A 21,504-nucleotide genomic window follows, 5' to 3' on the forward strand; every position below is an offset into this window, starting at 1 on the left:
CGGCAGCGTTCCGCCGCCGCGTTCCTCCCCCCATGGCGCTCATTGCTTTGCCCGCCCACTCGAAGAGCTCATCGCCGGGGACTGTAGTAGACGCGTCACAACTCGCCGCCAACGTGATGCTTGGACCAGTAGATGCTGCGAGTTCACGGCAGGCGCTCTGGAAGGGGCGGTGGGCAGGAGGAACAGACGCGCCGGCAGTGAAGCGGCGGCTGCCACACCGGTGGTCGCTCTCCCCCGTGAAGCTGTCCACCAAGACGGATGCCGATGCGCACAGGCCAGAATCACTGCAGGCACCATGGAGGCAGGCACAGCTCCAACTGGCCAGTGCGGTGTTTGTGTCGCCGGCACTGCCCTCAACTGTGCTGGTCCTGCAGGAACACCGAGCCGGCGGTCTGCTGAAGAAGCTCTTGCAGAAAGCGGATGTCGGGTCGCCTGGACGTGCCGCTCTGGCTGACGGCGTACACGGTGCGGACTACGGGGTGCAGAAGGGGGTGGAGGCTGATCGGCCCGGGCGGCGAGTCCGGGAGGGTCATGCGGGGCAGGAGAGCTGCTCCGGCCCCTGCGGCAACCAGTGCCGCCAGTACGGAAAAGTCGTTGCTGCGGGACCGGATGACAGGAACGAAACCGGACGCACCGCAGGCGCGTTGGATCATCTCGTAACAAGACGTCTCCGGGCCGGGCGTGAGCCAGGCGCTGTCCGACAGGCGCGCCAGGTCCACGGTTTCACCTGGCTCGATCTCCATGAGCGCGGCGTGTTCGGGGTGCAGTGCGAGCAGGACGGGTTCCTCAAGGAGCTTGGTCTGCTCGCATCCCGGGGGGAAGTCGCGCGGCAACACCGTGTATCCGTGCACAACGGCCAGATCCACGTCCCGCCGGTGCAGTGCCTCAAGGGCGCCCTCGGGTTCCTGCTCAACGAGTTCCAGCTCCAACGAGACGGCAGCGCCTTCCCCCGCATCCAAGATGCGTTTCCACACCGGAGCGATCAGCGAGCGGGCTGCGGAGGAGAAAGCGGCGATGCGGACGATGCCGTGGCCGCCACCGCGTATCGCCTCCAGGTCTGATTCCGCGGCAGCCAGGTCGTTCAGGACGATTTCGGCATGGGACACCAGCAGTTCCCCGACGGGTGTCAGGTGCAGAGTGCGCCCTCGCTTTTCCACGACAGGCAACCCCACTTCCCGCTCCAGAGCTGCCAGCTGCTGGGAAATGGCGGGAGCGGTCAGGTACAGCGCCTGCGCTGCGGCCGCGACGGTGCCGTGAGTGGCCAAGTACTGCAGAACCCGCAGTCGTCTGACATCAAGCATGAGCGTTCCTTACGTATCCCGCATGAATAATTCAATCATAGTCATCGTTGCGCGCTCCAGTCCGCCGCGGATGGCAGATCGTTCAGAGTTGCTTCCCGAACCGACAAGAATGACTAACTGGACGTTCATGCTTCATTCATGCACCGTAAGAAATGCGGGAACCTACATTCATGCACAGTACGTGACGCCTGCATCAGAGGGCCCCGTGCCGCACCTGTATTAGCCCGGCAGAGGCGATCGGCATGTCTCGGCGACACCATCCTCCGCTACCGAAGCCGGGCGGCCGACATTGTCCACCGCTCTAGCGGCAGGCCGCAGGCCGGGGCCGCAGGAGATTGTCATGTCGCAGATCCTCCCCTCGCCCTTTCTGGGGGTGCTTCTTCCACGGACAGTCACCGTGATTATCTGCTCCACCAGCAGTGGCTGCAAGGAGTGGCGCGACCAGCGTGAGCCTCGATCGCCCGAGCGAGTACGAGCCGGGCCTCCACGGCGTCTGGGCGCTCACGGCATTTACCTCGCGGCGTCGAATATCCGGCCGGCCTGTATTAATCACCTACCTTCCTCAAACCACATGACCCGCTTTTACCGGCCAACTCCATATCTTGGCCGTTGCGTGAAAGGAAACTTCCATGTCTGATGCCTTCAACCACCGTCGCGCGGCGATTCTACTGGTGGATCCGTTCAACGACTTCATCTCTGATGGCGGCAAGGTCTGGCCGCGACTGGAGCCCATAGCAAAGGAAGTCGGCCTGCTGGACAATCTGCGTTACGTGGTTGGTTCCGCCCGCGAGTTCGGTCTGCCCGTGGTGTTTGTCCCGCACCGCCGCTGGGAGCCGGGGGACTATGAGACCTGGGACCATCCCAATCCTTCGCAGCGCAAGATCCAGAATGGGCACCACTTCGCCCGGGGCTCCTGGGGTGGGGAGTTCCACCCCGACTTCCAGCCGCAGGCGGGTGAGGTCGTGGCCGGAGAGCACTGGGGCTCGAGCGGATTCGCCAACACCGACCTGGACTTCCAACTCAAGCAGCACGGCATCACGCACGTCGCCGTCGTCGGCCTGCTGGCGGACACCTGCATCGAGGCCACCGCCCGCTTCGCCATGGAACTCGGCTATCACGTGACATTGGTCCGTGACGCCACCGCGGCTCTCTCCCCCGAGCGGATGCGCTCGGCGCACGAGATCAACGGCCCTACATACGCCCATGCCATCACCGCTACGGAAGAGCTTGTCGCCGCGATGAAGGGGACACGGGCGTGAATCCGATCGGGCGTCACCCCAGGGTCCGGCGTGCACGACCGCCCGCACACGGCCGAAAGGGCGCTGGCCTGTCTCCCCGTGCCAGGCGCACAGCGTTCGCGGCACGGCAAGGCGGTTCCGGCCACCCTGCTGTGGCCGCCTTCCCCTGGTGCCGATGCGCTACTGGCACTGATTTTCTGCTCGCAAAGGCCTGTACATGACTGCACCCATCGCCGAATCGGGCGTGAAGCGCGGCACCATCCCCGTCTTCGCGACCGCCACCGCCGTCACTGTCTCCAACATCTACTTCGCCCAGCCTTTGCTCGAGCGGATCGCGCAGTATTTTGGCGTGTCCTCCGCGGCGGCGGGCATCGTCGCCACGGCGGGTCAGATCGGGTACGCGCTGGGCATCATCGCGCTCGTACCTCTCGCCGACCACACCAGGCTGCGCAGGCTCTCCACGGTGTTGCTCACCGTGACGGCAGTAGCGCTCGTCGCAGGAGCAGTAGCCCCCTCACTCGCCCTGCTTGGCCTTGCCACCTTCGTCTTGTCGATCACCACCGTGCTGCCGCAGGTGATCATGCCGACTGTCTCCCTGATGGCTGCCCCCGGCCAGGCGGGCCGGGTCCTGGGAGCCGTTGGCACCGGACTGACTCTTGGGGCGCTGCTCTCCCGCACCGTCTCCGGAACCCTCGCTGAAGTGACCGGGACCTGGCGCGCCGGCTATTTCGCCGCCGCGGCCGCCACCGCTGCCCTGTTGTTCGTGCTGCCGCGGTACATGCCGGACCACCGGCCCGCCAGCAGTCACGATCATGCCGGCTATCTGAAGGTGCTGGCGGCCACACCGCCGCTCATCCTGCGGTTTGCCTCACTGCGTCTGTCCGCAGTCCTTGGTGCGGCAGGCTTCGCTGCCTTCTCGTCGTTCTGGGCGACACTGGCCTTCCACCTGTCCCAAAAGCCTCTCGGGCTCGGGCCGGTAGCGGCCGGCCTTTTCGGTCTCAGCAGTGTGCCCGGTGCTCTGGCAGCTCGTTACTCCGGCCGACTCACCGACCGCTGGGGCTCGGACACCGTCAACTTCATCGCTCTGGCCTCCCAAGGAGCCGCCTTTGTCGTTTTCCTGTTCGGTGGCAACTGTCTGGCGGCCCTCGTGATCGGGTGCAACCTGCTCGGCTACGGCACCACAAGCGCTCAAGTAGCCAACCAGGTCCGCGTCTTCACCGGGCCCACCGCCATACGTGCGAGACTCAACACCGTCTATATCTTCTCCCTGTTCGCCGGTGGGGCGATCGGTTCCGCCATCGCCGTCGCACTGTTCGAACAACACGGCTGGACAGCCATGGTCGGCGAGGGAGTGGTGTTCGTGGCCGTCGGAGCGCTGACCCTGACGGTCCATACCGTCAGAAAACGACGGGCACCCGAGATCGGGATGTCCCAAGGCACTGTCAGCCTGATCCCTCTGGAGCCCGCACCGGCTCCTGAACAAAGGTGAGGCCCTCCATGTGAGCGTCATCGGCAGAATACGACGACCGTCGTATCAACACCGACCGGCTTGCAAGGCCGCCCAAGCGGGTTTGCAAGCCGGTTGATTGCGCCACCGCCACGGCGCGACGAAGCGGACGACGCGTCCTTTGGCTGCCGCCGTAGAACCGGACTGCGCGATCAAAGTCCCGTCCTCCAGTCGCGCGCTCCGGCCGGCGTTGACCACGACATCGATGGTCATTGGTCTCTGGCGCTGGGCGGCAGGTGCTGTTCGGCCCAGATGAGTTTGCCGGTCGGTGTGTGGCGGGTGCCCCATCTGCGGCTCAGTTCGTCGACGAGAAGCAGGCCGCGGCCGTTCTCGTCGGTGCCCTGGGGGTGGCGTAGGCGCGGCAGATTGCTGCTGGTGTCGTACACCTCGCAGGTGAGGAACTGCTCGCGGATCAGGCGCAGGTGGACCGGGCCCTCGGCGTGATGGATGGCGTTGGTGACAAGCTCGCTGATGATCAGTTCTGTCGGCTCCTTCAGTTGCTCCAGTCCCCAGCGGTCCAGTTGGCGGGTCACCAACGTGCGGGCGCGGCTGACGCTGGCCGGGTCACGGACAAGCTGCCAGGTGGCGACCTCGCTGGGGCCCAGTGAACGGGCGCGGGCCAGGAGCAGGGTGGCGTCGTCGCTGGGTACCGGAAGGGCCAGCGTGTTCATCACCGCCGAACAGAGTTCCTCCAGCTGGAGGTCGGTTTGTGTCAGGGCCGTGCCCAGGCGGTGCATTCCGGCATCGAGGTCGTGGTCGCGGCTCTCGATCAGGCCGTCGGTGTAGAGGGCGAGCACGCTTCCCTCGGACAGTTCGAGGGTCACGGACTCGAAAGGAACCATCCCCACGCCGAGCGGGGCTCCGGTAGGCAGGTCAGGAAACCTAATTGCGCCGTTCGGCTCGATGATCGCGGGCGGGGGGTGGCCGGCCCGCGCCATCGTGCACTGGCGGGTGACCGGGTCGTAGACGGCGTACAGACACGTAGCGGCCATGGTTGCGGCCCCCTGGTGCTGGGGGTCGGCATCCGTCTCGGCGAGACGGATAACCTGCTCGTCGAGGCGACTGAGTACTTCCTCGCACGGCAGGTCCAGGTTCGCGAGTGTGCGTACGGCGGTCCGGAGCTGGCCCATGGTGGCGGCGGCGGTAATGCCGTGCCCCACCACGTCGCCGACGACCAGGGCGACCCGGGCACCGGACAGGGGGATCACGTCGAACCAGTCCCCTCCGACGCCGCGTTGGCTGTCAGCGGGCAGGTATCGCCAGGCCACGTCGGCGGCGGACCCGCCGGTTGCGCGATGGGGAAGCAGGTGGCGCTGCAGGGCCAATGCTGCGGAGCGTTCGCGGGCGTACTGGCGTGCGTTCTCCAGGGCGAGCGCCGCCCAGCTGACGAGTTCTTCGGCCAGGAACAGGTCGTCCTGGTCGAAGGGCACACGGTCTCCTGTGCGTGTGAACACTGCCATGCCGAGCACAGCACCCCGGGCCTGGATCGGGATGACCATCACCGAATGCCCCGTGCCGATCTCACGGTTCTCCGCCGTGCCGTGGCGCGACAGCCACCTGTCAGGGTGGGAGCCCAGCATCGGCTCGACATGGGACCGTCCTGAGCGCAGGACGGTGTCGAAGGGCGACGCCGGTGTGACGACGAGGGCTTCTCCCGGGGCATACAACGGCGCCGGTGCCCTCGAGTGGGCCCAGGCCCGGCCTGCGCGGCGGAAGGTGGGGACGTCCTGGCTCTGCGGGCGGGTGCGGGTCAGGGGTTCTTGGCCGAGCCGGACCGAGTCCGCCAGGTCGACGGTGGCGTAGTCCGCGAGGAGCGGCACTGCGAGGTCGGCCAGTTCCTGACCTGTCCGCATGACGTCCAGGGTGGTTCCGATGCGTTGACTGGCTGCTCCCAGAAGCGCCAGACGTTCTCGGGCTCGCCGGCTGTGTGTGCCATCGGCACTCACTACGCAGACGCCCAGGGCACGTCCGGCTGCGTCGTCGAGTCGGAAGAAGGAGGCCGTCAGGGTACGGTCCTCACGCACGTCCGTCGGTATGAATGCCTTGAATTCCACATTGATCGCCGGAATGCCGCTTTCCAGGACCTGGCGCATGAGCGCCTCGAGGGTTGCGGCCTCCGTGGTGGGCACCGCCTCCGTCAATCTGTGCCCCAGCCGCTGCTCGGCCGGGATGCCGTCCCTGGACCGCTGGGCGTCGTTCACCCAGAGACAGCGCAGTCCGGTGTCACGAATCACGACGCCGACCGGCAGATTCGGCGGTCTGTCGGACGGTGCCGACGCAGGCAGGGCAGTGTCGGTCGCCGAGACGATCCACCGGGATTGGCCGTTGTGCCCGGACAGAGACTGCGCCCACAGGTGCACCCCGACCCTGTGCCCGTCACGGTGACGAATATCGGCGGCACCGGACCAGCGAGCCGGAACACTGCGGGCGTCCGCCAACACGGACGCCTTGACCTGCTTCTCAGGAACAGCCAGCAGAGCGGCAGCGTGACGGCCCACGACTTCCGCAGCGGAGTAACCCACGAGCCGCTGGGCGGCCTGCGTCCACCCGGCCACCTTTCCCTGTGCGTCGAGCAGGGCTATCGCTGTCCCGGCCGTCTGCAAGGCAGCCTGAGCAGCATCGACTGCCGTTTGAGTATCGTCGGTCATTCCTTCGAGTCCCCAAAGAGGTGTACGGGTACTGGTCGTTGGCAGCGCGCCGCTCACCGCGCGGAGCGTCCGGTGGTGGTGTTTCACGGACAGGGGGCTTCCACTGCGAGGAACACCCAGGTGGACTTCGTGCCATCGCAGTTGACGCTGGTTCCCCATTCCCTGGCGAAGTGCTCGATCAGGACCATCCCTCGTCCGTGCTCTGCGGCAACGGAAGGCTGCTGCGTGGCAGGGAAGTCGTCAGGAGAACCGTCGCTGACCGTGATCCGCAGCTCCTGGTCGCCGTACTCCAACGAGAAGCTGATGAAGGCGCCGGCTGCATGCACCACCGAGTTGGTGACCAACTCGGACAGGAGCAGTTCAGCAGCCTCCACCACGCAATGGAGCCTCCAGACAGTCAGGGATTCGACCGCTACGCGCCGGGCATGCGCGACCTCTCGTTCGTCAGCGGCGATAACCGCTTTCACCAGTGTCCGGCTGGCCACCGTTTCCGTAGTCATCGGAACTCCTCGTGCCCCAGGCCGTAGGCCGGCGCAGCAACGTCCAGGAGGCACTGGTGGCATCGGCCTTCAAGGCAGGGCGCCTGAACGGTCGTTCTCGGTGCACACCTACTCCGGCGCAGGCCGAACTCCGCACACCCAGTCAGCGACGCGCGCCGGCTGGGCGGCATCACCGAGTTCCGGTCGCTGATCCGACGTGAACATACGAGTGTATTCATGGTTTTACGGTGCGCCCACGAAAGCGAAAGATCCAGTTAGTTGTTCTTGCGTCACTGTGAAAAATGCCTGAAGCGTGCATGCGGCGGGGCAGCTCCCCCATCACGTCTTCTACGGTCGCCTCACGGTCACCAAGGCGTTTAGATGCGCTTTGCGATCCCGCAACAATAACTAACTGGACCTTTTGCGTGAGCTGGCTGCAGCGCGATCTGGCTCTACCAGCTCTGGGACTTTGTCGCCCCCGGCCTGAACCGAGTTCAGAAGAAGCGCACCCTCGCCTTCCCCTCCACTGGCGTTCCGCTCTTCCTGGCCGGAGCCGCGTTCGCCTACACCGTCCTTCCCGCAACGGCACGGGTACTGATCTCCTTCACGCCCGAGGAAGCCACCAACATCCCGCCGATCGACGATCTCCTCGGCCTGGCGACCCGGATGGTCGTGGTCTTCGGTCTGTCCTTCGAGCTTCCCCTGCTGCTCGTACTGCTCAATCCGGCAGGCGCCCGGTGCCGGCCGCATCGCGGGCTGGTGGCGGCAATGGCTGTCGGCATCACCGTATTCGCCGCCATCGCCACGCCCAGTACTGATCCGCTGACCATGCTTGCGCCCGCCGGCCCCGTCATCATGCTGCATCTGGCCGCCTGGCGGAGACCGACTCCGCTCACGGCGCTGGACGGGTGTTCCGCTGCGCCTACTGCCGGCCCAGGGTGGCACGAGAAAGAACGCGGCTGACTATCGCACCGGCGGCGCGCGTCCGGGTCCCTCGGCCGACTGGCCGGCTGCAGCCTCCCATTTCATTTATAAAGCGCTCCTTATTCATTTGCCAAGAATAAGTTACTGGACCTTTCGATTTGCTCGGCGCATCGTTGGTCGTATGAACGCAAGCACCGGCACCCGCAGTTTCCTCGCCCTGGCAGGTGTCGTCGTCCTTTGGGCCTCGGCGTTCCCGGCCATCCGTGTCGGGGTCGACGGCCTGGGGGTGGCGGGCCTGTCCTTCCTGAGGCTGGCCATCGCGGCAGTCGCCCTGACAGCGGTAGCGCCCTTCCTCGGCGTCCGGCTCCCGCATCGCCGGGACCTGCCGCTGATCGTCCTGGCCGGCGCAACCGGCATGACCGCCTATCAGGCGCTGCTGAACTGGGGCGAGGTTCACGTTTCCGCCGGCACCGCCAGCATGCTGATCGCCATCGCTCCCGTCTTCAGCCTTCTGCTGGGCAGGGCGTTCCTGGCCGAGGCACTGACACGCCGCGTGATCATCGGCAGCGGTGTCGCCATCGCAGGTTGTGCGGTCGTCGCGCTCGGTGGCGGCTCCACGGGGTTTTCTCCCAGCGCGCTCGTTGTCCTGGCGGCCGCCGCCGTGCAGGGTGTCTACCACTTCGTCTCCAAGCCTCTCCTGCGCCGCTACAGCGGGGTGGAGGTCGCGACGTACGCGATGGTGGCAGGAGCTGTCTTCGCACTGCCGCTGCTTCCGGCGACACTGCGGGCCGTCGCCAGTGCCCCGCCGGGAGCGCTCGTATCAGTGGTGTATCTCGGCGTGCTGCCCTCCGCCGTGGGATTCGTCATCTGGGGCTACGCCGTGGCCCGGCTTCCGCTCTCCGTATCCACTGCCGCCCTCTACCTGGTGCCGCCGGTCGCGCTGGTCGTCTCGTTCGTATGGCTGTCCGAGGTGCCCCGCCTGCTCGAGGTGGTGGGCGGCATCGTCATCATCAGCGGCGTGGTGCTGATCAACCGCCGCTCCCGCACGGCAGTCACTTCTGAAGACTCCACCCCGGCGCCACAACACCAGGTGCCTCCCGCCGAAAGGCCCGCTCCCCGGCCGCCCCAGCCCGTCGGCTCCCACAACGGTTCCTGACTCCGGCACCGTCCTGAGCCCGGTGAACTCGCCGACCATCCCTCCCCGAGCGCCTCAGCCGGCAGCCGCATGCCCCAGCGTGCGGCTACCGGCGTAACTGACGCCCGTCCGCCCAAGGAAAGAGATCATGATCGATCTTCGCAGCGACACCTGCAGCCGCCCCGACGCCGCAATGCGTCATGTCATGGCGAGGGCGGACGTGGGTGACGACGTCTACGGAGACGACCCCACGGTCAGAACGCTGGAGGAGAGGACGGCACACCTTCTCGGCAAGGAGGACGCCGTGTACATGCCCACCGGCACGATGACCAACCAGGTCGGCATCCGTGTACACACCGAGCCGGGTGACGCGGTGCTGTTCGAGCAGAGCGCCCACGTCTACATGCTGGAAGGCGGCGCCCCCTCGGCCTACTCCGGAGTCCTGCCCCTCCTGATCCCAGGGACACGCGGCATCTTCACTGCCGACGCCGTCCACACCGCCGTCGGTTCCCCCCACCCCTTCTTCCCCTCGACCGTTGCTGCGCCCGTGCGCTTGCTCTGCGTGGAGAACACGCACAACAACGGCGGTGGCACCGTCTGGCCGCTCAAGGACATCAGCGCCGTCGCTGCTGCCGGTCGTGAGCGGGCACTGGCCCTGCACCTGGACGGGGCACGGCTGTGGCATGCGAGCATTGCCTCCGGCGTCAGCGAAGCCGACTACGCCGCCCCCTTCGACACCGTCAGCGTCTGCTTCTCCAAGGCGCTCGGCGCCCCGATCGGATCCTGCCTTGCCGGGCCGGCCCACCTGATCACCCGCGCGAGGCGATTCAAGCAGCAACTCGGAGGCGGCTTCCGGCAGGCGGGCATCATCGCCGCAGGCGCCCTGCACGCCCTGCAGCACCACCGCGAGCGCCTTCACGAGACACACGCGCACGCCCGCCAGTTCGCCCAAGCAGTGTCATCCCTCGGCGGAATCGATCTGGACCCCTCGACGGTGCAAACCAACATCGTGCGATTCCGCCTGATCCACACCAAAGCCGCTGCCTTCGTCGAGGAGATGCACCGCCGAGGCGTCCACGTCCTACCCTCGGGCAAGGACGGCGTCAGGGCCGTCTTCTACCTGGACATCGGACCGGAAGAAACAAGCAAGGCGATCACAGCGGTCGAGGCCACGCTGACCGCACTGACATGACGTCGGTGCTCGATGCTGCGGAGATCGTCCACGGTGTAGAGAGACAGGTTCGTTCGCTTGGGCAGGTACTGGCGGAGAAGGCCGTTGGTGTTCTCGTTCGTCCCCGCTGCCACGGGCTGCCCGGGCGGGCGAAGAAGATGCCGTCGGCGAAGTAGGGCGCGAGTTCGTGATGGCGGGCCATCTCGGAGCCCTGGTCCCAGGTGAGACTCCGTCGGGCGTGCTCCGGCAGCTGGCTGAGGACGGTGATCAGGGCATCGCGTAGGTGGCCGGCCGAGTGTCCCTCGGGCAGCGGGGACCAGCTGGAGATAGCGGGTGCATCGGTCGACGAGGGTGGCGACGGCCGACTGGCTGCGGACGCCCACGACGAGGTCTCTCTCCCAGTCGCCGAGACGCTCGCGCAGCTCGATAACTGGTGGCCTGTGGTCGATGAGGACGGCGGGCGCGACAAATCTCGGCATGCGCTGGTCAGCGCGGCGACGCTTCTTCCTCAGAGGCCGGCCGGTGCGCAGCTTCCGCGTCAGAGTCCTGCTCAGGCCGCCCTTAGCGCCCTGGTAGAGGGCTCGGTAAATGGTCTCGCAGCAAAGGTGCCACTTAGGTTCTGTCTCTTTGGTCAGCATCGGGCCCAGATGAGGATGCCCGCGAGGTGCAGGGCTGCCCGGTAGGCAATCGCGAGCTTGTCGGTTCGTGTGGCCAGGCCGCGCCACTGCTTGAGGTGGTTGATGCATCGCTCGACGGTGTTCCGCTGCTTGTATGCCTCGCTGTCGAAGCCGGGCGGGCGGCCTCCGAGTCGGCCTCGCCTCAGGCGGTGGCCAACCTGGTCGGACGGCTGTGGAATGACAGCGCGGATCCCCCGACGCCGCAGGTGGGTACGGATGGCGCGTGAGGAATACGCACGGTCGGCCAGGACGGCGAGGGGCCGGGTTCGCGGCCTGCCCGGGCCGCTGCGGGGGACGCAGATACCGGACATCACCGTCTCGAAGGCGGGTGCGTCACCGGCCTGGCCTGCGGTGAGGGTGAAGGTCAGAGGTCGTTGCCCGGCCGTCGGCGGCCAAATGAACCTTCGTGCTCAGCCCGCCGCGGGAATGTCCGAGCGCGTGATCGGCGGGTTCGGCCCGGTCGGCTGCCCCTTTTTGAGTGCGCCGGCGGCGTGCTGATGGGCTCGGACGATGGTCGAGTCGACCGACACGGTCCAGTCGATGTCGTCCTCGGCATCGGCTGCGGCCAGGAGGGCGGCGAGGATGCGTTCCCAGGTGCCGTCGACGGCCCATCTGATTAGGCGCTTGTGCGCAGTCTGGAACGGGCCGAGCTCGTCCGGCAGGTCTCGCCACGGCGAGCTGGTGCGGTACTTCCACGCGATGGCCTCGATTGTGCGGCGGTGGTCGGCCCACCGCCGCCCGCGAACCGGATCGGCCGGCATCAGCGGCGCGATCCTGTCCCACATCGCATCAGTGATCACTAATCGGACAGACACATCCAGTCAACTGAGCAACCAGCCAGGCGGACACGTGTCAGGACTGCCCATCCCAAGCCGGAAGTTCAGCGGCGGTGACAATGCTGCGGACGCCCAGGTCCGCCCGCCGGGCCGGGGCCGTCTGGTCAACGACAACGGAGCAGCCGGCCCACTGCCCGCCGCACTCCTCGACCATCGACCGCACAGCCGACGCCTGACTGCCCGTCTCGATCCAGTCGTCGACCAGCAGCACCCGGTCCTCGGGGCCCACTGCCGCCTGCTGCAGACGCAGCTCCTGGCGAGTACGCCGGTAGTCGGGGTCGCTGCGCCGGGTGACCTTCTTCCCGGGGAAGATCCCCTCGCCCTTGCGTACCGCGACGAAGCCGACGCCGAGCTCGACGGCCGCTGCAGCGCCGAGCAGGAAACCACGAGACTCGATGCCGCAGACGGCAGTGACGTCGTCTTCCCGGAACGGCCCGGCCAGTCCGCGGACCACCGCAGCAAGTGCCTCGGGATCACGGAAGATCTGCCAGACGTCGGCATGGCCGCCGATCCAGCGGAAGCGTTCGAGGACCAGGCCGCGTGCGTGAGACATCATGATCGTGAGTCTGCGGACGGACTGGCAGTCCAGGCAACCGGATTCTCCGTTCGGGGAATACAGATTGGCGCGCGGCACTCCACCTTCACCGCGATCCTCATCTGGGCCCGAGGCGAACCAGAGAGACAGAACCTAGGCCGGTCAGGCCAGCGGGTCCGCAGGTGCGAAGCAATCTGTTCAGGGCTCCACTCCAGATCCAACTTGGACTGCACCTCGGCCTTCAGCTCAGGGTCTGTGGCCAGCTTGGCGCGTCTGGGGCGTCCGGCTCGCTCACGGCAGCGGTGATGAGCCAGGTCGGCGTCGTATCGGCCGTAGTCGTGCGGACGGCTGTTGCGCCGCAGCTCCCGGCTGACCGTCGATGGAGCCCGCCCGAGCAGGTCGGCTATCTCCTGGATCGGCAGGCCGCGTTCACGCAACGCGGCGATCCTGCGGCGCTCCAACAGCGACAGATACCGGCCCGACCGGGAGGACTCCGGGAGATGGTGCGGCTTCAGGCCGCCGTTCTCCGCCCGCCACCGGTAGCCCGTCTTACGCCCGATCCCGAGTCGTCTGCACGCCTCGACGCTGCCTACCCCGGCCGCCAGAAGCCGCCAGTACTCGGCCTCGAGCTCCAGCCTGCGCTTGCGTCCCCGCCTCTCCATCAACACTCCACAATGATCAAGGAATGTTGCGACAAGCGTTAGAACCCAAGCGTCCGCTACTGGTCCACTTTTCAGCCGTCGCCGACACAGCATGTCGGCGGACCGCAGGGTCAGTCGGCGGGCAGCACCTCCGGAAAGGGAATGCCCTGTCGGCACCCGGGCGGCACCGAGGGCGTCCTGGCGGAAGCAGGGGCTGTCGAGCGAGGTCACGGCCGCCTCCAGAATGCGCTCGCGCGCCCCTGAGCCGCCACGGCGCCAGGCACCCGACGTGCTCTCTTCTTCCGTCTTGTTCGGTGAGCAGCGACGTTGTCGACTTCGCGGTCAGGACTGCGCGTCAGGAAGAGCCTGGTCAATCAGTATGCGGGCGGCGTCGAGGGCGTCCTGCCGGGAGCAGGGGTTGTCGAGAGAGGTCGACATAGCGGTGGCACCCTCGAGCAGGACGGCCAGCTGACGACCCAGCCGTTCCGGGTCTGCAGCACCCACGCGGGTGGCGATGTCCGTGAGCTGCTGGACGACACCCTCCTTGTTGCGCTGGACCAGTTCCCGTACTTCGGGCATCTGTCCCGCGGCTTCGACAGCGGCGTTGTGAAGCGGACAGCCGCGGGTGCTCGCGCCTCCCGGACGCTCCGCGCCCGCCTCGGCGACCATGACGAACAGAGTTAGCAGTTGGTCTTTGGGAGTGAGTCCCTCCTGGGTCAGTCTCTCCTCGACCCGCTGCGCCAGTCCGGCCTCGTAGCCGCGCAGGTACTCCTGCACCAGCGCCGCCTTGGTGGGAAAATGCTGGTAGAAAGTCCGCGTGGACACCTCGGCTGTCTCCACCAAGCGTGCGACGCCTGTGGCGTGGATGCCCTCTTCGTAGAAGAGCGTCGCGGCCGCCTCCAGGATGCGCTCGCGCGCCCCTCGGCCACCCCGGCGCCGCATACCTGCCGTGCTCTCTTTTTTCATACCGCAAGTCTAGCGACCGCTTTACTTTGGCTGCGGACTCCCTTAGCGTCATGAAAAGTGGTCGCTTTACTTGAGCGGGAGCGTACCCCGAAGCGCGGTGGCATCCGTCCGAACCGGCGCTCGCTGAAGCGACTCGCCCCCACCCAGATCGTGTATGCGCGGAAGGCCATGACAATGCGAGCGAGCCAATACGACCAGTTCGGCGACTACGACGTGCTGCACCTGGTCGACATCCCCAAGCCCGTACCTGACAGCGGCCAGGTTCTGGTGCGGATGACGGTCGCTGGAACCCACCCGCTGGACAACACCGTGCGCTGGGGAAAGCTGCCCCCCGGCGCGGTCAAGCCCTTCCCCCTCACACCAGGAAGCGTCGGCGTGGGAACGGTCGAGGAGCCGGGTGAGTCAGAGCTGGCAGCGGGTAGCCGGGTCATGATCAGCGGCGGTCGCTATGGCATCGCAGCCGACGGCACCTGGGCCGACTACATCGTGGCCGACCCCTCCCACCTGCTGCCTGTGAGCGACGATGTCAACGACACGGCCGCCGCGGCGCTGTCCGCCGGCGCCGGTTACCTCACCGCCTACCTCGCACTCACCGAGCTGGCCGGGTTTCGGCCGGGCCAGACTGTACTGGCACCCGGAAGCGGCGGCGCCGTGGGCCAGGGCGGTGTGGAGATCGCCCGGCATCTAGGCGCCTCCCTCGCCATCACCACCGCCACCAGCACGGCCAAGGCCGAACTGAGCCGGGCGGCGGGCTACGACGTCATCGACCTCACCCGCGAATCGCTGCGTGACGGTGTCGCACGGCTCACCGGCGGAAAAGGCGTGGACGTCGTCCTGGATGGTGTGGCCGGACCCATCACCGGCCAGGCACTGGGCGCCCTCGCCAGGGCCGGAACCCTGATCAGCATCGGTTACTCGGCCGGCATGCAAGCCGACATCAACGTCACCGACCTGATCTGGAAGGCGGCCCACGTACGCGGTTTCCAGTTCGCCCTGTTCACTCAGGAGCAGATCAACATCGCCAACGCAAAGCTGCTAGACCTGGTCGTCCGCAAAGACATCAAGCCCCTCGTCGACCGTGTCTTCCCCCTCGAGCAGGCCGCAGAGGCACAGCGCCATCTCATCGAGGGCGGCCCCTTCGGCCGGGTACTCCTCAGCCTCTAGTGCATGGCGTCGGCACGCCTCGTGCGTGGCGCGCGTCACAGCCGCGACACCCTCACCAACGTCCGCCTGCCATGCCACTGAGCTAGCGGAACGGACCCGCCGCCGACCCGGTCAGATCGGCTGGCTCAAAGCTCATGCCCAGTCGGCGCATCCCAAGCCGCCACGTAGGTATGACCAAGACACGCCGGTATCCGCACCGCACCTTCCCGGGACCGCAGTCTCCCCTGGGGATGGCAGCAAATGTTCGCAAGTTCCTTTCTGCAGGAGACAGCCCATGAAAACCACGAAGCCGCTGGCCTACCAGACCTTTGTTGTGGCAGGCGCGCCTCGCGCCGGCGGCCTGCGCATGCCGGACGGCCAACCGATCATCTCCTCGCCCATCACCAGTACGATGATCCACAGTGAGACGGATGCCGTTCTGGTCGATCCCCCCTTCACCCGTGACCAGATCAAGCAGACCGGCGACTGGATCGAGACGTCCGGCAAGCGCCTGCGGTTCATCTACATCACCCACGGCCACGGCGATCACTGGTTCGGTACCGCTGAGCTTCTCAAACGGTTCCCCAGCGCCACGGTGTACGCAACCGAAGGCACCATCGAGGTCATGCACCAGCAGGCAACCGAAGGCCGTGAGCAAGTCTGGGACGTGTTGTGGCCCGGCCAGATCCCCGACAGTCCGGTCCTGGCGGAGGTGGTCCCGGCAGACGGGTTCGACCTGGAGGGCAGCGTGCTGCGGCCGGTGGAGGTCGGGCCCACCGACACCGACAAGACAACCGTCCTGCACGTACCTTCCATCGGCCTGGTGGTGGCTGGCGACGTCGCCTACAACGGCGTCCACCAGTACTTCCTCGAAAGCGGAGAGAGCGGCCTGCAGGAGTGGCTGAAGGCTCTCGACCAGGTCGAGGCCCTCCACCCCACCGCCGTCGTAGCAGGCCACAAGAACAAAGACCTGCCCGATTCCCCTTCCATCATCGGCCAGACGCGACAGTATCTGCGGGACGTCGCCGAGCTGTTGGAAATCTCCTCCAGCGCCCACGATTTCTACGCCGAAATGCTGCTCCGCTACCCGGACCGGATCAATCCCGGCCCGGTCTGGTACGGAGCCGTCGCCCTCTTGGGCAAGTGAACGCGGACGCATTCGGTTCTCGCCATTTGAGGGACGACCGCCTGTGGCCGAACACCGCCCGAAGGCCGAGCAAGACGGCGCTCGCCTCCGCCCCGGCCGAAGTCACACCCCCAGGCAAGGAGTCACCTTGACATGTCCGACGGCACCAGGAGAAACAACCGCGCGACGGAGCCGGTACGACGCAAAGGAGTACGGTGATGGCGCTTCGCTATGACGTCCTGGTCACGCTGCCGCCGCGGGCGTCCTGCCCGACGGGTCCTCTGTGCGGCCAGTACCCGCCTGGTCGCCCATCTCCTCGACCCTGATCCACGGCGAACGTGACGCCATCCTCATCGATGCCCCACACACAAAGCAGGCCGCCCGTGAAGTGGCCGACTGGGCAGCCGCCTCGGGCAAGAACCTGGTGGCCATGTACGCCACCCACGGTCACGGTGACCACTGGTTCGGGTTCACCGAAGTCGCCAAACGCTTCCCCCACGCAGCGATCTGGGGCACCGAAGGCACGGTAGCCCTGGCCCAGTACCAGGCCACGGCCAGGATGGATTTCTGGCACAGCCAGTTCCCGGAGCAGATCGTCGACGACATCATCGTGCCGAGCGTGATCGAGGACTACGTCCTCCCCCTCGAAGGCCACCAGATCCGCTTCGTGGAGGCCGGGGACAGCGATACCCAGGACACCACCTTCGTGCACGTGCCCGAACTCGGCCTCGTCGTCGCTGGCGACATCGTCTACAACGGCGTCCACCTGTTCCTGGCCGGCGGAGATGCCAAGCGGCGTCGCGACTGGATCGCCGCCATCGACCAGATAGCCTCACTAAACCCCAAAGCTGTCATCGCTGGGCACAAGGCCCCCGGCAGCGACGACACCCCCCGCCACCTGAACGAGACCCGTCAGTACCTCTTGGACGCCGAAGAGCTCGGCAACACCGCACGCAGCGCCAAGGAGTTCGCCGACCTGATGACACTGCGGCACCTGTCCCGGGTCAACCCCACCGTCTTGTTCCAGTCCGCGGAACACCTCTTCTCCGGCACTGCCGTCGCCTGACCGATACCCCGCGCAGGTAGAAATCGGATCAGAAATCGAATCGGACAGGGATCATGACCCATGTCCCAGATCAAGGTACAGAAGCGTACGCCGAGGTACTGGCCGGCGGCCTTCGACAACGGGCCAGCGAATCTGGTGGCCCGGACACCGTCTATGAACTCGACGAACTCTGACCAGCCTGGAGACCGATCTGGGCGTCCGCGTAATGGTATTCGACGGTGCCAGCTCCGACTTCTCCATCGCTGACTGGGACGCGACGACGCCCAGGGACGTGCTGGCCGGGATGAAGACGGAGCGCCCCCCTCCCGGCGCGGCATGCAACCTTACGTCGATATACAGACCAGGCTGGGTCATCTGCCTGTAGTCACGATCGCCCCGGGGCTGGGCGTGCACGCGGTGCCGGCAGTGAGTTCGGCATCCGGCTCGCCCGCCGGAGCGGGCAGTCTCGGGCAGTTCGAGTCGGGATCTGTCCCGTGGCAGGCGGTGATTCCACAACTCACCTGCCCCGCCTGATGGGCCCGGGGCGGGCGTTCGAGGCGCTGCTCAGCAGCGATGACTTCCCGGCCCAGCTGGCCGAACGCGCTCTGCACGACGCGGAACTCAACACGTTCGTTGACGCCTTCGCCCGCAGGGCTTTTATCGACGGAGCAGGCAGGAGCGAGGTGGTCTGCCAGGGACTGCGTCAGGCGCCGGTACGGGACCTGGGACCAGGTTCGGGTGTTTGTGCCGCCTCTTGGCCCGGCGCGTGTTCCGGCGTCTCCGAGCGGGAAAGAACGGCGGGAGCCAGACGCCCGGGGGCAAGCCGCGAAGCCGTGGGGTTGCGGACGTCGACTGCGGAGACAACGGCCAGCACGATCACCACGGCGCCGTAGTACGTGGTCGTGGCGCGCAGGCCGAGGGACGGTCCGGCCAGCCCTGCCAGTACGGCGGGAATGCCGAGGGCCAGGTAGCTGATGATGTAGGAACGCGCGGTGGTCGGCCAGCCCGAGGTGGGGATCGGTACGTTCCCCGGAGCGGGCGCGGTCCAGCAGCTCGTGCCGCTCACCGGCCGCGCCCAGGCCATGCAGGTGATCCTCGGCTCGGAGGATATCGGCGCCCGTGAGGCCGAGCGCACCGGAGTTGCCAACCAGGCCGTGCCGAACGAGGAGTTGATCTCCTACGTCGAGCGCCTCGCCGAACGCATCGCCACATTCCCGGAGGCCGCTGCACGGCTCGCCAAGCGGCGGATCAACGCAGCCGGCCTCCCACTCAAGGAAGATGTCCAGGGCAACGCGGGCTTCTTACAGATCCCGTTGTGTGGCCCATCGAGCGCCGCCTGGATCGGCACCCTGGTGCAGCGCGGCATGCAGGAGCGCTCCTGCACCGAGCTCGTCCTCGGCGAAGCAGTCAGCCAGCTGTGACCTGCGCGAGCCTCCGCCCACCAGGGCCGTCTTGTGAACCACTTTTTGTTCTGGTGCTGGCGTACCACCTGGCGGCACCGGGGCGTCGCGCTCAGCCACACCACACGGCCGGCCACGAACTGAAGACCAAGCCATACCAAGCTCAGCCGCCCCTGATGAGGTGCGAAGTGATGACACAGGACAGCAGCACGGCACCAAGAGGGCACCCCTTCGCTCACTACCCGGATCTCGCTGGGGAAGCGCCTTCGTGGTCATCGACACCGGCAACGGCGTAGGAGAGCAGATCGTCCGGGCGCTCGCGGCCAACAAAGTCCGCATCGCGTGCGTCGACCTCAGCGAAAACGCCGCCGAGCGCGCCGCATCGTTGGCGGGCGACAGCATCGCCCTCCAGGCGGACGTACGGCAATCCGACACCATCGAAAGGCTCCTGGACCGCTCTCAAAAGGCGCTGAGTCCGCTTCGGGGCATCATCGACGTCGTCGGCATGCTGAAACCCGGCTCGCTAGCCGAGACTGACGACGAGGCCTGGAGATGGCACTTCGACATGGTCTTCGAGCACTCACGGCGAGTGGCCAGGGAGGCCGTCCACCGACTCGCTCCCGGCTCAAGCGTCAGCTACGTGTCCTCGGCCGCCGGCATGGCAGGAGTCCGGAACAACGCCGCCTACGCCGCCGCCAAGGCAGCGCAGATCTCGCTGATCCGCAGCGCTGCCACAGAATTCGCCCCTTCCGGCATCCGGATCAACGGCGTCGCCCCCGGAATGATCACCAACCCCAGCATGAAACGGCTCCTCGCCGAAGTGGACCGCCTAGAACAAGCTCAGAGCATCATCCCCATGGGCAGGCTCGTCGAACCGGAGGAGGTCGCCGACGCCCTCCTGTTCCTGAGCAGCGCATCGGCATCCATCATCACCGGGCAGATCCTCGTCCTCGACGGCGGTGTGCAGTACGCCTGGCCCTACCCGGACCTCTGCCCCCGGGGAGCCCGGCCAACGAGCACTGCTGAACCGCAAGGCAGCCACCAGGCAGTACACCCTCCGGCTTCCCCTCCGCCGCCCTCGTCTTGCGGCGGTCCCCTCGTCGAGCGGACGGTCTAGCCGCTCCGGGTCTGCAGCCCCCGCCACAGGGCGGTGCCGGTGGTCTGCTGGAAGGCTCCGCACTGGACCAGTTCCCCATACTCCGGGCGCGTGCCCCACGCGTCAGAACGCCACGTAGCGCGCATGCCGCCTCTCCCCGCACGACACAAGTAGAATATTCACTTTACTTTGACGGGTGCGCGCACTACCGTGGAACCACAGCGACCGCTTTACTTCCGCGATCGGGTGTACCACCGTCAAAGTAAAGCAAGCACTCTACTGACTGTGCCCCGAGACTGCGGCGCGGTCGTTCCGAGCCGACTCGCCTCTCGAGTTGAAGTGCATCGCACCAACCACCAAACACTGCAAAGGTCTTTCATGCGTTCCACTACCAACAGCCCTGTTGTCTCCATCGCCTATCACTCGGGTTACGGCCACACTGTCGTGCTCGCCGAGGCCGTCCGCGCCGGCGCCGCCCAGGCCGGTGCCGTCGCCCACCTGATCAAGGTCGACGAGATCACCGAGGAACAGTGGTCGGTCCTGGATACGTCGGATGCCATCATCTTCGGCTCGCCCACGTACATGGGAACAGCGTCCGGCGCGTTCCACGCCTTCGCAGAGACCACCTCGAAGCGGTTCCTGTCCGGCGCATGGCGCGACAAGCTCGCCGCCGGGTTCACCAACTCCGGGTCGAAGAGTGGCGACAAGCTGCACACCCTCCAGTTCTTCACCGTGCTCGCCGCCCAGCTCGGCATGCTCTGGGTCGGCCTTGACCTGCCCCCGGGCTGGAACACCTCACAGGCCTCCGAGAACGACCTCAACCGGCTCGGCTTCAGCCTTGGCGCAGCCGCCCAATCCCCCGCCGACCTCGGGCCCGACGCCGTGCACAAGGCAGACATCGCCACCGCAGAGCACCTCGGCCGCCGAGTAGCCCACATCGCCGCGACATTCGCAGCCGGCCAGGCATCTGCCGCATAAGAAACCCAGACCCTACACACGACTCCGGCCCGCGCAGTCGTGACAGTGCCGCGGCGGGGCGGCCGGTGCCATCCATCCGCCGCCGCCGCGGCCACCCACCCCTACTTGCTTCCTAATGCTGTTGTCAAGCCGTCGGAGTGCGGCTCATCGCTCAAGTGAATACGAGGCCACGGGCTCAACTGGCCTTCTTGTCTCCGGTCATGTCGTACTCGTCGACGTCGAGTTCGGCGCCGGTCGCGATGAGGAAGTCCAGGACTTTGCGGTCCAGGTGCCAACCGAAGAGGTTGGTGGCGCCCGGGGCGTCTGCCTGAGGTTGGTCGACGTCGTTGAAGTAGCGCACGGCTTGAAGCACTGCGCCGCCACCGGTGTCGGCCAGATGCCTGGCGAGGTCACAGATGCGGTTCAGGTGAGGGTGAAGCCTGTCGAGAATGTGGGTGATCTGCTCGTCGACACGCAAGCCTGGTTCCCGGCAGACGACCATCCACGAGTGGTCGGCCGGAACCACCGCAGGCTCGGCGAACCGGCTGCCGCGAACGGATACCTCGTCAGGAGTGATACCCAGCCGGGAGGTCATGTCGTCTGCCGAGGTGTGCTGGCTGAACATCGCGAAGTATGCGTACTGATGAAGTGGCATCCCGTGGAGGATAGCCGCGCGGGA

General features: G+C 66.6%; 19 protein-coding genes and 1 pseudogene. 11 read left to right on the plus strand and 9 right to left on the minus strand.

Features of this window, described 5'->3' with window-relative positions; genetic code table 11:
• Positions 1 to 353 precede the first annotated feature (353 nt).
• A complete protein-coding gene (locus tag ACWDGI_RS39165) occupies positions 354 to 1,301 on the minus strand; it encodes a LysR family transcriptional regulator (RefSeq protein ID WP_450767536.1) in 948 nt (315 codons plus the stop codon).
• Positions 1,302 to 1,930: 629 nt separating this feature from the next.
• Here ACWDGI_RS39165 and ACWDGI_RS39170 point away from each other — a divergent pair.
• Positions 1,931 to 2,560, plus strand: a complete 630-nt coding sequence (locus tag ACWDGI_RS39170; RefSeq protein ID WP_450767538.1) for an isochorismatase family cysteine hydrolase — start codon at positions 1,931 to 1,933, stop codon at positions 2,558 to 2,560.
• A 196-nt stretch (positions 2,561 to 2,756) separates the two neighbouring features.
• Positions 2,757 to 4,028, plus strand: a complete 1,272-nt coding sequence (locus tag ACWDGI_RS39175; protein ID WP_450767540.1) for an MFS transporter — start codon at positions 2,757 to 2,759, stop codon at positions 4,026 to 4,028.
• A 227-nt stretch (positions 4,029 to 4,255) separates the two neighbouring features.
• Here ACWDGI_RS39175 and ACWDGI_RS39180 read toward each other — a convergent pair whose 3' ends face one another.
• A complete protein-coding gene (locus tag ACWDGI_RS39180; RefSeq protein WP_450767542.1) occupies positions 4,256 to 6,694 on the minus strand; it encodes a SpoIIE family protein phosphatase in 2,439 nt (812 codons plus the stop codon).
• A gap of 83 nt (positions 6,695 to 6,777) precedes the next feature.
• Positions 6,778 to 7,194, minus strand: coding sequence for an ATP-binding protein (locus tag ACWDGI_RS39185; RefSeq protein WP_450767544.1), 417 nt, complete (start codon positions 7,192 to 7,194; stop codon positions 6,778 to 6,780).
• 423 nt (positions 7,195 to 7,617) lie between these two features.
• On the opposite strand from ACWDGI_RS39185, the gene ACWDGI_RS39190 reads away from it, so the two are divergent.
• The 3 genes from ACWDGI_RS39190 to ACWDGI_RS39200 all read left to right on the plus strand — a co-directional run bounded on the left by ACWDGI_RS39190 (position 7,618) and on the right by ACWDGI_RS39200 (position 10,424).
• Entirely contained in the window at positions 7,618 to 8,136 is a 519-nt protein-coding gene (locus ACWDGI_RS39190) for a twin-arginine translocase subunit TatC (RefSeq protein WP_450767615.1), read from the plus strand.
• Between the two features lie 142 nt (positions 8,137 to 8,278).
• Entirely contained in the window at positions 8,279 to 9,253 is a 975-nt protein-coding gene (locus tag ACWDGI_RS39195; protein ID WP_450767546.1) for a DMT family transporter, read from the plus strand.
• Positions 9,254 to 9,380: 127 nt separating this feature from the next.
• On the plus strand, positions 9,381 to 10,424 hold the full coding sequence (locus tag ACWDGI_RS39200) for a threonine aldolase family protein (protein WP_450767548.1): 1,044 nt from the start codon (positions 9,381 to 9,383) through the stop codon (positions 10,422 to 10,424).
• Here ACWDGI_RS39200 and ACWDGI_RS39205 read toward each other — a convergent pair.
• The 5 genes and pseudogenes from ACWDGI_RS39205 to ACWDGI_RS39225 all read right to left on the minus strand — a co-directional run bounded on the left by ACWDGI_RS39205 (position 10,349) and on the right by ACWDGI_RS39225 (position 14,058).
• Complete coding sequence (locus ACWDGI_RS39205) at positions 10,349 to 11,149, minus strand: IS30 family transposase (protein ID WP_450767550.1); 801 nt, start codon at positions 11,147 to 11,149, stop codon at positions 10,349 to 10,351. The genes ACWDGI_RS39200 and ACWDGI_RS39205 overlap by 76 nt on opposite strands.
• Positions 11,035 to 11,895: pseudogene (locus ACWDGI_RS39210) on the minus strand (IS5 family transposase). The gene ACWDGI_RS39205 and the pseudogene ACWDGI_RS39210 overlap by 115 nt, the downstream one beginning before the upstream one ends.
• A 37-nt stretch (positions 11,896 to 11,932) precedes the next feature.
• Positions 11,933 to 12,472, minus strand: a complete 540-nt coding sequence (locus tag ACWDGI_RS39215) for a phosphoribosyltransferase family protein (RefSeq protein ID WP_450767552.1) — start codon at positions 12,470 to 12,472, stop codon at positions 11,933 to 11,935.
• Positions 12,469 to 13,113 (minus strand): transposase, encoded by a 645-nt coding sequence (locus tag ACWDGI_RS39220; protein ID WP_450767617.1) that lies wholly within the window; start codon positions 13,111 to 13,113, stop codon positions 12,469 to 12,471. Before ACWDGI_RS39220 ends, ACWDGI_RS39215 begins: the two co-directional genes overlap by 4 nt.
• Before the next feature lie 321 nt (positions 13,114 to 13,434).
• A complete protein-coding gene (locus ACWDGI_RS39225) occupies positions 13,435 to 14,058 on the minus strand; it encodes a TetR/AcrR family transcriptional regulator (protein ID WP_450767553.1) in 624 nt (207 codons plus the stop codon).
• Positions 14,059 to 14,232: 174 nt separating this feature from the next.
• Between ACWDGI_RS39225 and ACWDGI_RS39230 the strand changes: the two genes are divergently transcribed.
• The 6 genes from ACWDGI_RS39230 (at position 14,233) to ACWDGI_RS39255 (ending at position 20,846) form a co-directional block, all read left to right on the plus strand.
• Complete coding sequence (locus ACWDGI_RS39230; protein ID WP_450767555.1) at positions 14,233 to 15,222, plus strand: quinone oxidoreductase family protein; 990 nt, start codon at positions 14,233 to 14,235, stop codon at positions 15,220 to 15,222.
• Between the two features lie 274 nt (positions 15,223 to 15,496).
• Positions 15,497 to 16,348: an MBL fold metallo-hydrolase gene (locus ACWDGI_RS39235; RefSeq protein ID WP_450767557.1), complete on the plus strand. Its 852-nt coding sequence runs from the start codon at positions 15,497 to 15,499 to the stop codon at positions 16,346 to 16,348.
• A 262-nt stretch (positions 16,349 to 16,610) separates the two neighbouring features.
• Positions 16,611 to 17,393: an MBL fold metallo-hydrolase gene (locus ACWDGI_RS39240; RefSeq protein ID WP_450767559.1), complete on the plus strand. Its 783-nt coding sequence runs from the start codon at positions 16,611 to 16,613 to the stop codon at positions 17,391 to 17,393.
• A 971-nt stretch (positions 17,394 to 18,364) separates the two neighbouring features.
• Positions 18,365 to 18,793 carry an enoyl-CoA hydratase/isomerase family protein gene (locus ACWDGI_RS39245; RefSeq protein WP_450767561.1) on the plus strand — a complete coding sequence of 143 codons (429 nt, stop codon included), beginning with the start codon at positions 18,365 to 18,367 and terminating at the stop codon, positions 18,791 to 18,793.
• 247 nt (positions 18,794 to 19,040) lie between these two features.
• Positions 19,041 to 19,889, plus strand: a complete 849-nt coding sequence (locus tag ACWDGI_RS39250) for an SDR family NAD(P)-dependent oxidoreductase (protein ID WP_450767563.1) — start codon at positions 19,041 to 19,043, stop codon at positions 19,887 to 19,889.
• Between the two features lie 357 nt (positions 19,890 to 20,246).
• Positions 20,247 to 20,846 (plus strand): flavodoxin family protein, encoded by a 600-nt coding sequence (locus ACWDGI_RS39255; protein WP_450767619.1) that lies wholly within the window; start codon positions 20,247 to 20,249, stop codon positions 20,844 to 20,846.
• Positions 20,847 to 21,021: 175 nt separating this feature from the next.
• Here ACWDGI_RS39255 and ACWDGI_RS39260 read toward each other — a convergent pair whose 3' ends face one another.
• On the minus strand, positions 21,022 to 21,480 hold the full coding sequence (locus tag ACWDGI_RS39260) for a DUF4279 domain-containing protein (protein ID WP_450767565.1): 459 nt from the start codon (positions 21,478 to 21,480) through the stop codon (positions 21,022 to 21,024).
• Between the last annotated feature and the right edge of the window lie 24 nt (positions 21,481 to 21,504).

This window comes from Streptomyces sp. NPDC001220, from assembly GCF_053597895.1.